The sequence below is a fragment of the Paracoccaceae bacterium genome, assembly GCA_012103375.1.
GTDB lineage: Bacteria > Pseudomonadota > Alphaproteobacteria > Rhodobacterales > Rhodobacteraceae > WLWX01.
In genome coordinates, this window is sequence record WLWX01000001.1 from 1,675,861 (window position 1) to 1,688,391 (window position 12,531).

The 12,531-nt window shown below is 62.9% G+C and carries 10 protein-coding genes; 7 read left to right on the plus strand and 3 right to left on the minus strand.

Translation table 11 applies throughout. From position 1 onward, the window contains the following. Window positions 1-73 precede the first annotated feature (73 nt). Genes GKR99_08560 through GKR99_08570 form a run of 3 tightly spaced genes read right to left on the minus strand, consistent with a single transcriptional unit; the run spans window position 74 to window position 2,159 of the window. On the minus strand, window positions 74-541 hold the full coding sequence (locus tag GKR99_08560; protein NKB27588.1) for a nicotinamide-nucleotide amidohydrolase family protein: 468 nt from the start codon (window positions 539-541) through the stop codon (window positions 74-76). Continuing rightward, a complete protein-coding gene (locus tag GKR99_08565; GenBank protein ID NKB27589.1) occupies window positions 538-1,032 on the minus strand; it encodes a phosphatidylglycerophosphatase A in 495 nt (164 codons plus the stop codon). The genes GKR99_08560 and GKR99_08565 overlap by 4 nt, the downstream gene beginning before the upstream one ends. Further along, window positions 1,029-2,159: a bifunctional 2-C-methyl-D-erythritol 4-phosphate cytidylyltransferase/2-C-methyl-D-erythritol 2,4-cyclodiphosphate synthase gene (locus tag GKR99_08570; protein ID NKB27590.1), complete on the minus strand. Its 1,131-nt coding sequence runs from the start codon at window positions 2,157-2,159 to the stop codon at window positions 1,029-1,031. Before GKR99_08570 ends, GKR99_08565 begins: the two co-directional genes overlap by 4 nt. A 161-nt stretch (window positions 2,160-2,320) precedes the next feature. Here GKR99_08570 and dusB point away from each other — a divergent pair, with 161 nt between their 5' ends. From dusB to GKR99_08605, 7 genes are all read left to right on the plus strand, one after another. Next, window positions 2,321-3,301: a tRNA dihydrouridine synthase DusB gene (dusB, locus tag GKR99_08575; protein ID NKB27591.1), complete on the plus strand. Its 981-nt coding sequence runs from the start codon at window positions 2,321-2,323 to the stop codon at window positions 3,299-3,301. Continuing rightward, on the plus strand, window positions 3,298-4,359 hold the full coding sequence (locus GKR99_08580) for a PAS domain-containing sensor histidine kinase (protein ID NKB27592.1): 1,062 nt from the start codon (window positions 3,298-3,300) through the stop codon (window positions 4,357-4,359). Before dusB ends, GKR99_08580 begins: the two co-directional genes overlap by 4 nt. A gap of 4 nt (window positions 4,360-4,363) precedes the next feature. Beyond that, window positions 4,364-5,725 carry a response regulator gene (locus GKR99_08585; protein ID NKB27593.1) on the plus strand — a complete coding sequence of 454 codons (1,362 nt, stop codon included), beginning with the start codon at window positions 4,364-4,366 and terminating at the stop codon, window positions 5,723-5,725. 157 nt (window positions 5,726-5,882) lie between these two features. Beyond that, window positions 5,883-8,048, plus strand: coding sequence for a HAMP domain-containing protein (locus GKR99_08590; protein ID NKB27594.1), 2,166 nt, complete (start codon window positions 5,883-5,885; stop codon window positions 8,046-8,048). A gap of 6 nt (window positions 8,049-8,054) precedes the next feature. Then, window positions 8,055-9,467: a response regulator gene (locus GKR99_08595; GenBank protein ID NKB27595.1), complete on the plus strand. Its 1,413-nt coding sequence runs from the start codon at window positions 8,055-8,057 to the stop codon at window positions 9,465-9,467. Between the two features lie 65 nt (window positions 9,468-9,532). Beyond that, window positions 9,533-10,909 (plus strand): Trk system potassium transporter TrkA, encoded by a 1,377-nt coding sequence (gene trkA / locus GKR99_08600; protein NKB27596.1) that lies wholly within the window; start codon window positions 9,533-9,535, stop codon window positions 10,907-10,909. A 1-nt stretch (window position 10,910) separates the two neighbouring features. Beyond that, window positions 10,911-12,437 carry a TrkH family potassium uptake protein gene (locus GKR99_08605; GenBank protein NKB27597.1) on the plus strand — a complete coding sequence of 509 codons (1,527 nt, stop codon included), beginning with the start codon at window positions 10,911-10,913 and terminating at the stop codon, window positions 12,435-12,437. Window positions 12,438-12,531 lie beyond the last annotated feature (94 nt).

A 12,531-nucleotide genomic window follows, 5' to 3' on the forward strand; every position in this document is an offset into this window, starting at 1 on the left:
GCTGCACCATGTTCCGACCAGTATGCGGGTTATGTCGAAGGATACTCCGGTCAGGCTGCCCGGTCAGCGGTTGCTAACGCAGCCGTCGCACCAGCAGCGCAATCGCGTGATCCGTCGCCGCATCCCGGACCGAGGCACGCCCGATGGCGCCGAATTCCTGCATCTCGGCCAGTGTCTCGGCACCCTTCATCGCGGTTGCAAACCAGACCAGCCCCTCGGGCTTCTTGTCAGTGCCGCCCGGCCCTGCGACTCCTGTTACCGCGACGGCCAGTGTCGCCTTGGACGATTTCAGCGCGCCCTCGGCCATCTCGCGCGCGACTTCCTCGCTGACCGCACCGTGTTGCGCGATGCTGACGGGCATCACCTCTAACATCCGCACTTTGGCGGCGTTGGAATAGGTGATGCAGCCGTGATCGAACACGTCCGACGCGCCGGGGATCGCGGTAATCGCCGCCGCGACCATGCCGCCAGTACAGCTTTCGGCGGTGGCAATGGATGCCTTGGCGTTGCGCGCCAGTGTGATCAGGGTCGAAACACTCATCCCAGTATCATCCCATGAGAAATGCCCGCCGCCAATGCCAGAATGATCGCCGCAAAAACCCCTGCGATCACATCGTCCAGCATGACCCCCAACGCATCGCCGCGCCGGTCGGCCCAGCCGATCAGCCACGGCTTCCAGATGTCGAACAGGCGGAACAACACAAACGCGCCGACCCAGCCGGGCCAGGGGAACAGCCACGGATCCGCGCCCGCATGCCACAACCCGGCAGACAGCGGAATCAGCGCGATCCAAAGGCCCACGACTTCGTCAATCACGATTTCCGAGGGATCATGATCGTCCTTGCCACGGGTTTCGACTGCGGTCGCCCACCAGCCAAGGCCAAAGGCCAGCAGCGTGGCAATCACCAGCCCCGGAAACCCGAACAGCCCATGGATCACCCAGCCAACCGGCAGCGCGGCGGCGGTGCCCCAGGTGCCGGGCGCAGGGCGCAGCAGGCCTGCGCCAAAGAAGATCGCGATTGCCCGCGTCATCCGGCGATCAACGTCGCGGTGGCTTGCGCCGCGATACCCTCGCCCCGCCCCGTGAACCCAAGCTGTTCCGAGGTCGTGGCCTTCACGCTGATCCGGTCTGCCGCGACGCCGGTAATCTCGGCCAGTCGGATCTGCATCGCTCCGGCATGCGGGCCGATCTTCGGGGCTTCGCAAATGATCGTGCAATCCAATTGGCTGATTTGATAGCCGCGTTCGCTGGCCAGCCCGGCGGCGTGACGTAAAAACACCGCGCTGTCGGCGCCCTTCCACTGCGGATCGCTGGGTGGGAAATGTCGCCCGATGTCGCCCGCACTCAGCGCGCCATAGATCGCATCGGTGATCGCGTGCATCGCGACATCGGCGTCCGAATGCCCCTCCAACGCCTGTGGATGCGGCACCGGGACACCGCAGAGTGTCACCTGATCGCCTTCGCAAAAGCGATGCACATCAAACCCGCTGCCAACCCGCACATCCATGTGCCCGCCTAGCACGGCCTTTGCGCGGGCGAAATCCTGATGGTGGGTGATCTTGAAATTGTTCGCCTCGCCTTCGACAATCGCAACCTCGATCCCGAAGGCGCGGGCAACTTCGACATCGTCACTTGCCGGCGCCAGATAGGCGCGGTGCGCGGCCAGAATCGCATCCAGCCGAAATCCCTGTGGTGTCTGCGCGGCAAACAGGTCGTCGCGCGGCTGCACCCCGCTGACCCGGCCACCATCGCCCCGCCACAGCGCATCTGTGATCGCCAGACCGGGTGCCGCGCCGCGATGCGTGTCAAGCGCGGCCACAACCCGCGCGATCAGGTCACCGCTGACCATCGGGCGCGCTGCGTCATGGATCAGCACATTTGTCACGTCGCGCGGAACCGCGTGCAGCCCGACAAGAACGCTGTCTTTGCGGCTGGCCCCACCGGGTACGCAAGTAACCGACCCCAGATCCGCCGCGCGCGCCATATCGTCCGGGTGCAACACGACAACGATCGGCCCGACCCCCGGCGCGGCGCTGAACGCGGCAATCGTGTGTTCAATCACCGGACGCCCAGCCAGCATCTGCCACTGTTTGGGAACATCGCCCCCGGCGCGGGTGCCGCGCCCGGCGGCGACGATAATGGCGGCTGTGATGGGCATGACGCCTCCGCAAGGGTGAAATCCCGGCCTGTCTAGGCATTGCCCGCCCGCAGAGCAATCGGCACCGATGTCTGATCCGCGCGGCGGACAGCCTGTCCAACCGGCTTGCCGGGGTCGCTGCGAACCGCTAACCAGCGCCCGAATGCCCAAGGATTAGGCAAATGACCGTTCAAGTGGCAAATGTGAAGTTGAACGCGCCCGTCTTCCTGGCCCCGATGGCCGGGATCACCGACCTGCCGTTCCGTCGCCTGGTCTCGTCCTTCGGGGCGGGGCTGGTGGTCAGCGAAATGGTCGCCAGCCAGGAAATGGTGCAGGCCAAACCGGGTGTGCGCGAACGTGCCGAGCTGGGCTTTGGCGTTGAAAACACCGCCGTCCAGATCGCTGGGCGTGAGGCGCATTGGATGGCCGAGGCGGCGCGGATGGTCGAAGCCAGCGGCGCGCGGATCATCGACATCAACATGGGCTGCCCGGCCAAGAAGATCGTCAACGGCTGGTCAGGCTCGGCCCTGTTGCGCGATCTGGATCATGCCCTGCACTTGATCGAAGCTGTCGTCGCGGCGGTGAAGGTGCCGGTGACCCTGAAAACCCGCCTGGGCTGGGACAACGACCTGCTGAACGCGCCGGAACTGGCCCGCCGGGCCGAGGCGGCTGGCATCGCGATGATCACCATTCACGGGCGCACCCGGTGCCAGTTCTACAAAGGCCGCGCCGATTGGGCAGCGATCCGCGCGGTGGTGCAGGCGGTGTCAACCCCGGTGATCGCCAACGGGGATATCGTGACACCGCAAGATGCGGCGAATGCGCTGCGCCTGTCCGGGGCGGCGGGCGTGATGATCGGGCGAGGATCACAAGGCGCCCCCTGGAGGCTGGCGGAGGTTGCATCGCAACTGGCAGGTGACCCGGTGAGCGCGATTCCAAACCCGATGCAATACTTTGACATAGCCATGCAACATTATGAAGATACGCTTAAATTCTATGGCCAACCCCTTGGCGGAAGGGTCATTCGCAAACATCTGGGCTGGTACATGGACCGCGCCCGGACCCCCCCGGATTTGCGGCGCGAGGTTTTGACGGAAACGAACCCGCGCCTCATGAACGCGCTGCTGAGTGACGCGCTGACAAACCACCGTGACGCCGCATGACCGGCGATGCGATTCTTTGGGCGGCGCTGCCGATCCCTGCGGTTCTGATCGGTGCGGATGAAGCGATTGCCGATATCAACCCCGCGGCCGAGGGGTTTTTAAATGCCTCAGCCAGATCGGTTTCTGGCGCGCCAGTGCTGGATCGTTTTGCCATAGATGCCCCGCTGGGCGGTGCGCTGGCCCGTGTTCGCGCGGATCAATCCCCGTTGTTTATCAATACCGTAGACGTCAGTGGCGGCAATGGTGCCCCGGTCGCCTGTAACATCCAGATTGCCCCGATGCCGACCGGCGCCGGGCAATTGCTGATGCTGCTGACGCCGCGCCAGATCGCCGATCAGCTGGGCCGCGCACATTCCGTGAAAACGGCGGCGCGATCGGCGATCGGCATGGCCGAGATGCTGGCGCATGAGATCAAGAACCCGCTGGCCGGGATCACCGGGGCGGCGCAGCTTCTGTCAATGGGGCTCAGCGGGGAAGACGCCGAACTGACCGACCTGATCGTCGCGGAAAGCCGCCGCATCGTTGCCATGCTGGATCAGGTCGAACACTTCGGCAACCAGCGCCCGCCGCAGCGCGCCGCAACCAATATCCACGACCTGCTGGACCGCGCCTGCGCCTCCGCTTCCGTCGGTTTCGCGGCGCATATGCGGATCGAAAAACTCTATGATCCCTCACTGCCTGCAACCTGGGTCGATGGGGATCAGGTGCTGCAAGTGTTACTAAATCTGTTGAAGAACGCCGCCCAAGCTGCTGATAACGAAGACGGAGTTATCAAGATAAGAACGTTCTACGACATGACCCTGCGCCTGCGCCGCACAGACGGAACCGGTGCCGCCTTACCGCTTCAGGTGGAAATCGAAGACGACGGTCCCGGCCTGCCGCCCGAGATTGCCACCAACGCCTTTGATCCCTTCGTATCAGGGCGCGAAAACGGCACCGGTCTAGGGCTGGCTCTGGTGAGCAAGATCGTCGCCGATCACGATGGCTGGATCAGCGTCACCTCGACCCCGGGGCGGACCGTTTTCCGCCTGTCGCTGCCCGTCGCCAGTAAGGAGTAACCCCATGGACGGAACCATTCTGGTCGCAGACGACGACCGCACAATTCGCACCGTCCTGACCCAGGCGCTGACCCGCGCGGGATGTCGGGTGCACGCCACATCCTCGTTGGTGACACTGATGCGCTGGGTCGCCGAGGGGCGCGGCGATCTGGTGATCTCGGACGTCGTCATGCCGGATGGTAATGGTCTGGAAACATTGCCGAAAATTGCAGAGTTGCGGCCCGGCCTGCCGGTGATCGTGATCTCGGCCCAGAACACGATCATGACGGCGATTCAGGCGGCCGAGGCGGACGCCTATGACTATCTTCCCAAGCCGTTTGACCTGCCGGATCTGATGAAGCGCACCGGCCGCGCCCTGGCGCGCCGCCAAAAGGTGACCACACCGCCGGGCCCCGTTGCCGCGGTCAATGATCTGCCGCTGGTCGGTCGGACGCCGGCAATGCAGGCGCTTTACCGGTTGATCGCGCGAGTGATGAACACCGATATTCCTGTTATGGTGATGGGTGAAAGTGGTGTGGGTAAATCGCTGATATCCCGAATTATTCACGATCTGTCGGATCGCCGAAACTTGCCGTTCATCACAGCCTCGGCCAGTGATCTGCAAGATGTCGATTCGGGGGCCAGCCTGCTGTCGCGCGCGCGCGCCGGAACGCTGCTTCTGGACGAGGTTGGCGATCTGGACGCGGATGCGCAGGCCCGTGTGGTGCGGTTGCTGGACGATCTGGGCGACAACGCGCCCCGGATCATGGCAACCAGCCGCGTCGATCTGGCCCCGAAGATCGAGGTTGGGGCGTTTCGTGAAGACCTGTTCTATCGCCTTGCCGGGGCAACGCTTTTGACGCCCAGCCTGCGCGACCGGATCGACGACGTGCCGCTTCTGGCCGAGCACTTCCTGGCCCGCGCAGACCGCGACGGCGGCGCGGCGCGTGCCTTGTCGGCGCAGGCGCTGAAACTGCTTCGGACCTACAGCTGGCCGGGAAATGTGCGGCAGCTGGAACACACGATGCGCCAGCTGTCGGTCACCGGAACCGAGCCCGAGATTTCCCAGACCGAGGTTGAGGGCGCCCTGGCCGGTCAGCCCGCCGCCGATCCACTGCAATCTTCGCCGGACGGGGATCGCCTGGGCGCGTCTGTTGCCCGCCACCTGCAACGCTATTTCGATATGCACGGCGGGGTGCTGCCGCCGCCCGGCGTTTACCAGCGGATCCTGCGCGAAGTCGAAGTGCCGCTGTTGGAAATCGCGTTGGATGCGACAGGCGGCAATCAGGCCAAATGCGCCGACCTTCTGGGTATCAACCGCAATACCCTAAGGAAGAAGCTGACCGAGTTGGATATCCGCGTGACACGCCGTCGCAAATTGATGTAAAACGGCAACAGAGAGTGGCCGAAATGAAACGGCGACCGGGAAATGGCGGCGTGCGGCCCGATGGGCGGCACAGGAAGTAGGGGCCTTGGGCGTGGCCGACGGAACACAGGCAACACCGGCGTTCGCATTCGCAAAATGGCCGTCCCGGCGGCGTTTGATGCTGTTTGGGCGGCTGGCGATGGTCGTGCTGGGCCCGGTTTTGGGCCTGCTGACACTGCTGGTTCTGGGTCCGCTGAACAAAGGTGCCGACAGCACGACATTGCGGGCCGTGATTCTGGCCGATCTGGTCTATGTGCTGGTTCTGGCCGCCCTGATTATCGCCACCATCGCCCGGATGATCGCCGCCCGGCGCGCGCAATCGGCAGGTTCCCGCCTGCACCTGCGCCTGACCGGCGTCTTCGGTCTGGTCGCGCTGATCCCCACCGTTACCGTCGCCATATTCGCCGGACTGACCGTGAATATCGGGTTGGAGGGCTGGTTTTCGGACCGGGTGCGCGAAGTCGTCTCGGCCTCTCGCGTGGCTGCCGAAGCCTATGAGGAGAATGAGCGTAAGGGCCTGCGCACTGACGCCGTCGCGTTGGCCGGGTTCATCGACAACAGCCGCCGTGATCAGGCCCGGTCCACTATCGGCGATCTGCGTCAGGTGCTGGGCGAAGGGCAAAGCCTGATCCAGCGGGGGCTGCGCGAAGCCTATGTGATTGATGGAACGGGCGAGATCATATCGCGCGGGGAACGCAGCTATCTGTTCGATTTCGAACGTCCCGCGGCCGAGGTGATTGACGCGGCGCGCAGTGGCGAAACCCAGATCATCAAGGATTGGGATCAGAACGAATTTCGCGCTTTGGTGCCTTTGCGAACGCTGCCGAATACGTTTCTCTATGTGTCGCGTGATGTTGACGGCCAAATCCTGTCGCTGCTGGACGATACCCGCGAAACCGTTGATCTTTATAATCAATTGGAAAGTGAACGTGGGCGGCTGGTGCTTGAATTCGGTCTGCTTTATCTGGCCTTCGCCTTCATCCTGATCCTAGCAGCTGTCTGGCTGGGGCTGTGGTTTGCCGAGCGTTTGTCGCGCCCAGTCGGGCGGCTGGCGGCGGCGGCGCAGCGGGTCGGATCGGGTGATCTGGACGTGCAGGTTCCCGCCGAACCCGGCGACGATGAGATTGCAATGCTTGGCCGCGTTTTCAACCAGATGACACATCAGCTGAAAGGCCAGCGAGAGGCCCTGGTCGAGAATACTCAGCAAGTCGAACGGCGCCGGCGGCTGTTTGATTCGGTGCTGTCCTCGGTCACAGCCGGGGTCGTCGGGCTGGACGCCGAAGGGCGGGTGATGTTCGTGAATACCTCGGCCGAGCGTCTGTTGCAGGTAGACGAAGGCAAAGACCAGGCGGTCAGCCTGTCAGTCCTGGTGCCCGAATTCGGTGACCTTTTCAACAAGGTACGCCGCAGCCGGTCACAGGTCGCTCAAGAGGAAATCAAGGTCACCCGCGGCGGAACGCAGGAAAACCTGCTGGTCCGCATGGCGACCCGAAAGGGGGCAGATGGCAAGCGTGAAGGCTTTGTTGTGGCCTTTGACGATGTCACCGATCTGGTCAGCGCGCAGCGGATGGCCGCCTGGGGCGACGTGGCGCGCCGCATCGCGCATGAGATCAAGAACCCGCTGACCCCGATCCAGCTGAGTGCCGAACGCATCCGGCGCAAATACGCGCCTCTGGTGGGCGAAGAATCCGATACGCTGGAACAGCTGACGGACGTAATAGTCAGGCAAACCGGGGACTTGCGGCGCATAGTTGATGAGTTTTCCAAGTTCGCCCGCATGCCCGAACCTGTGATCGCCGAACAGGATATGGTGGTGATCCTGCGCGATGCCGTAACCTTGCAGGAAGAGGCGCTTGGCGTGCCGCTGACCTCGGACATTGGTGGTGGGCCGGTGTGGGTTGACGTGGATGCGACCATGATCTCGCAGGCGCTTACCAATCTGATCAAGAACGCCGGGGAAGCCATTGAAAGCCTGAACGAAAAGGGGGCGCCAGATGGGCACGAACCCTCGGTTCATGTGGCCTTGCATGCGGCGGACAAGCAGCTGCTGATCACGATCTCGGACAATGGAATCGGTCTTCCCGAAGACCGCGCGCGACTGTTCGAACCCTATGTCACGACGCGCGAAAAGGGCACCGGGCTGGGCCTGTCGATCGTCAAGAAAATTATCGAGGAGCATGGCGGCAGCCTGATCCTGACCGACGCTGATCCCTTGGATCAATCCGGTCAGATCGGGGCGCGCGCCGAGGTGCGGTTGCCGCTTGCGACCGGAAAAGAAGGATAAGTAACGATGGCTGACATTCTGATCGTTGATGATGAACGCGACATCCGAGAGCTGATCTCGGACATTCTGGGTGACGACGGGTATTCGACGCGGCTGGGCTCGAACGCCGATGAATGTATGGCGCAGATCGCCAAGGAAACCCCGGCGCTGATGATTCTGGATATTTGGTTGAAGGACAGCCGGATGGATGGGATCGACATTCTGAAGGCGGTCAAACGCGACCACCCGGAAATTCCCATCGTCATCATTTCGGGCCACGGCAATATCGAAATTGCCGTCGCCGCGATCAAACAGGGTGCCTATGACTTCATCGAAAAGCCGTTCAACATCGACCAGCTGATGGTGGTCATCGGGCGCGCGATGGAAACCAGCCGGTTGCGTCACGAAAATGTTGCTCTGAAGCGCAAGGATGTCGTCCAAACTGAAATGATCGGATCAAGCTCTCCGTTCAAGGCATTGAAATCGCAGCTGGACAAGGTCACAAAATCCAACGGTCGCGTAATGCTGAGCGGTCCGGCCGGTGTCGGGAAAGAAGTTGCCGCCCGCTTTATCCACGCCAATTCCAACCGCGCCAACGGGCCGTTTGTGTCGGTCAATTCCGCGTCGATCGAATCGGATCGGATGGAAGAGGTTCTGTTTGGCCGCGAAGGTGACAAAGGCATTGAACAGGGGCTGCTGGAACAGGCCCATGGCGGTATCCTCTACTTTGACGAGGTTGCCGATATGCCTGCCGGGACCCAGTCGAAAATCCTGCGGGTGCTGGTCGATCAGCAGTTTGCGCGCGTTGGCGGCAGCGACAACATCAAGGTGGATATCCGGGTTATTTCCAGCACAAACAAGAACCTGAGCGACGAGATTGAGGCCGGGCGCTTCCGCGAAGAACTGTTCCACCGCCTGAACGTGGTGCCGGTTGACGTCCCCTCGCTTGAGGATCGTCGAGAGGATATCCCCGAACTCGCCAGCCATTTCATCGAAGGGTTCAACCGCGATCAGGGCCTGCCGCTGCGCGGGGTCGCCGCCGATGCGCAGGCGCTGCTGCAAACGATGATCTGGCCGGGCAATGTGCGCCAGTTGAAGAACGTGATCGAACGGGTGCTGATCCTTGGTCCCGACAAGGGTGAGATTCTGGCAAGCGAGTTGCCACAAAACGATCAGCCCGGTGACGGCGACGAACGGATCGTCTTGTCGGGCAGTCTGGCGACACTGCCCCTGCGTGAGGCGCGCGAATTGTTCGAACGCGAATACCTGCTGACCCAGATTAACCGATTTGGCGGAAACATCAGCCGCACAGCGACGTTTGTGGGCATGGAACGCTCGGCCCTGCACCGAAAACTCAAAAGCCTGGGCGTGGTCACAACGGCCAAGGGCGGGGCGCGTGTGGCGCGGCTTGAGGATGAGCCCGAGGGCGCAGATAGCTGAACAGGCTGTTGAACCGCGCGTCTGCCCATGCCAAGCAGAGCCACTGACCGGCAAGGGAAGCCAGTATGAAGGTCATCATCTGCGGTGCAGGCCAGGTCGGCTGGCAAATCGCGCGTCACCTGTCGGGTGAGAAGAACGACGTGACCGTGGTGGACAACAACGCCGAACTGGTGCGTCGTGCCACCGACACGCTGGACGTGCAAGGTGTGGCCGGCTTTGCCAGCTATCCGGACGTGCTCGAGCGGGCAGGGGCGCAGGACGCCGATATGATCATCGCCGCCACCCACAGTGACGAGGTGAACATGGTCACCTGTCAGGTCGCACACTCGGTGTTTTCGATCCCGCGCAAGATTGCCCGGCTGCGCGCGCAAAGCTACCTTACCGCGATCTATTCCGATCTTTACCGGCGCGACCACCTGCCCATCGACGTGGTGATCAGCCCCGAACGCGAGGTTGCCGAAGCGGCTTTGCGGCGACTTGCCGCGCCAAACGCGTTTGATACGGAAAGCTTTCTGGAAGGGCGCGCGCAGCTGCTGGGCATCGCGCTGGACGACGATTGCCCGGTGCTCGACACGCCGCTGCGCCAGTTGACGGATCTGTTTTCCACCCTGCGTACCATTGTCGTCGGGGTCCGGCGCGAAGGGCGTTTGTTCGTGCCAAGCCCCGGTGACCAGCTTTATGCGCGCGATCAGATCTACGTCTGCGCCCATACCGATGACGTGAACCGGACGCTTGAGATTTTTGGCAAATCCCAGACCCGGCAAGATCGGGTGATCATCGTTGGCGGCGGCAATGTCGGTCTGGCGGTGGCCAAAGCGCTGGAGGCGCGCCCCGAACGCATTCGCGCCAAGGTGATCGAAAAGAACCGCACCTGCGCGGAACTGGCCGCCGACGCGCTGGAACGCACCATCGTGCTGAACGGCGACGGCATGAACATGGACCTGCTGACCGAGGCGAATGTCGCCAAGGCGGACGCGATCCTGGCGGTGACGGATGATGACAAGACCAATCTGCTGACCGCGGTGCGGGCGAAATCTGCTGGCACCAAAATGGCCATCTGTCTGGTCAATGACCCGACGCTGGTGCCGCTGCTCGATCCGCTGGACGTAGATGCCTATATCAGCCCGCGCGCCACCACGGTCAGCAGCATCCTGCGCCACATCCGCCACGGGCGGGTGCGCGGCGTTTACTCGATCGGTGACGCCGAGGGTGAGTTGATTGAGGCGCAGGTCCTGTCAACCTCGCCCATTGCGGGGCAGTTGTTGGGCGACGTGGGCTTCCCTGAAGGCGTGATTGTCGGTGCCTTGCAGAAGGGCGAAAAGGTGGTGCGCCCGGCCGGTAGCACAAGGATCGAAGAGGGCGATGTCATCGTGATCTTTGCCCTGACCGCCGATGTCCCCGAGGTCGAGCGTTTGCTGCAAGTCTCGATCGACTTCTTCTAAGATGTGGCGCCGCATTGGTGATCTGCCGCTGTTGGTGTTGCTGATCGGGATCGCGGCTGTTGCGATGCTGATACCGGCGCTGTTCGGCTGGTCGGTGGGGGACCTCGGCCCGGCCCGCGATTTCCTGTTCGGTGCGGCGATTTTCGCGGTTGTGTTCATCCTGATGGGGTTTGCCACGGCCAGCTATTCGCCCAGGCGCCGCTCGGTCGGGCATCTTGCATCGCTGGTGCTGGCCTATGTTTTGTTGCCGCTGGTGCTGGCGGTCCCTTTTGCCGAGGCTGTGCCCGATACCCGCTATCTGAATGCTTATGTTGAAATGGTGTCGGCGCTGACCACAACCGGCGCGACCCTGTTTGATCAGCCCGAACGCCTGCCCGATACCGTGCACCTGTGGCGCGCGCTGGTCGGCTGGTTGGGCGGGTTACTGATCTGGGTGACGGCGGCGGCGATCCTGGCGCCGCTGAAACTGGGCGGATTCGAAGTCCGCGCGGCGGGTCAGAGTGATGATCACAACAAGTGGCAGTCCGCGCTGCAGAATATCGAGGGGGCCGAAACCTCGCACCGCATGCGCCGCTATGCCTTGCGGCTTGCGCCGGTTTATGGCGCGCTGACGCTGGTGTTGTGGATCATCCTAATGGTTGCCGGTGACAGGCCGCTGGTTGCGGTCACCCATGCCATGTCGACGCTGGCGACCAGCGGCATCTCGGCCATCAGCGGGCCATCCGAGGCGGGTTCTGGCGGCATCGGAGAGCTGGCGATTTTCGCTTTCCTGTTCTTTGCCATCACACGCCTGACGTTCAGCCGGGACGTTCTGGGTGGCGACGCGGCGCAATTGATACGCGACCCCGAGCTGCGCATGGGGCTGGCCGTGGTCGCTTTGGTGCCCGTCGGTCTGTTCCTGCGCCACTGGGTCGGCGCGCTAGAGGTGGACGCCGCAGGCGATCTGCAAACAGCAAGCGCGGCATTGTGGGGCGGCGTGTTCACGGTGATGTCGTTTCTGACAACCACCGGCTTCGAAAGCGCCAGCTGGGGTGCTGCGCGCAACTGGTCGGGCCTTGCAACGCCGGGGCTGATCCTGATGGGGCTGGCGCTTGTCGGCGGCGGCGTTGCGACCACGGCGGGCGGGGTCAAACTGCTGCGGGTCTATGCGCTGTACAAACACGGTGTACGCGAGATGGAGCGCCTCGCCATTCCGGCCTCGGTCGGCGGCGATGGTCAGATTGCCCGGCGCATGCGCCGCAACGGGGCCTATTACGCTTGGATATTCTTCATGCTGTTCGCCATGTCCATCGCCGTGGTGATGCTGGCCCTGTCGCTGAGCGGGCTGGAGTTCGAACCCGCGCTGGTGCTGACCATCGCCAGCCTGTCCACCACCGGCCCACTGGCCAATATCGCCACCGAAGCGCCAATCAGCTATGCGCTGCTGTCGCCCTGGGCCAAGGCGATCCTGAGCGCGGCGATGATCCTTGGGCGGCTGGAAACGCTGGCGCTGATCGCGCTTTTGAACCCGGACTACTGGCGCAGCTAGGCCACGTATCTGGATTTTGGCAACTTTTCTGCTGGTCACCGCGCCCGGCGCGTCCCATAGTCGCGCATATGGTTGGATAAAATCCGGCCCAACA

What these genes read in the sequence shown, in the direction of transcription:
- trkA (NKB27596.1), top strand. Translation starts at nt 9,533, where the DNA reads ATGAAGGTCATCATCTGCGGTGCAGGCCAGGTCGGCTGGCAAATCGCG.
- dusB (NKB27591.1), top strand. Translation starts at nt 2,321, where the DNA reads ATGACCGTTCAAGTGGCAAATGTGAAGTTGAACGCGCCCGTCTTCCTG.
- GKR99_08560 (NKB27588.1), bottom strand. Translation starts at nt 541, where the DNA reads ATGAGTGTTTCGACCCTGATCACACTGGCGCGCAACGCCAAGGCATCC.
- GKR99_08580 (NKB27592.1), top strand. Translation starts at nt 3,298, where the DNA reads ATGACCGGCGATGCGATTCTTTGGGCGGCGCTGCCGATCCCTGCGGTT.
- GKR99_08595 (NKB27595.1), top strand. Translation starts at nt 8,055, where the DNA reads ATGGCTGACATTCTGATCGTTGATGATGAACGCGACATCCGAGAGCTG.
- GKR99_08585 (NKB27593.1), top strand. Translation starts at nt 4,364, where the DNA reads ATGGACGGAACCATTCTGGTCGCAGACGACGACCGCACAATTCGCACC.
- GKR99_08565 (NKB27589.1), bottom strand. Translation starts at nt 1,032, where the DNA reads ATGACGCGGGCAATCGCGATCTTCTTTGGCGCAGGCCTGCTGCGCCCT.
- GKR99_08605 (NKB27597.1), top strand. Translation starts at nt 10,911, where the DNA reads ATGTGGCGCCGCATTGGTGATCTGCCGCTGTTGGTGTTGCTGATCGGG.
- GKR99_08570 (NKB27590.1), bottom strand. Translation starts at nt 2,159, where the DNA reads ATGCCCATCACAGCCGCCATTATCGTCGCCGCCGGGCGCGGCACCCGC.
- GKR99_08590 (NKB27594.1), top strand. Translation starts at nt 5,883, where the DNA reads ATGCTGTTTGGGCGGCTGGCGATGGTCGTGCTGGGCCCGGTTTTGGGC.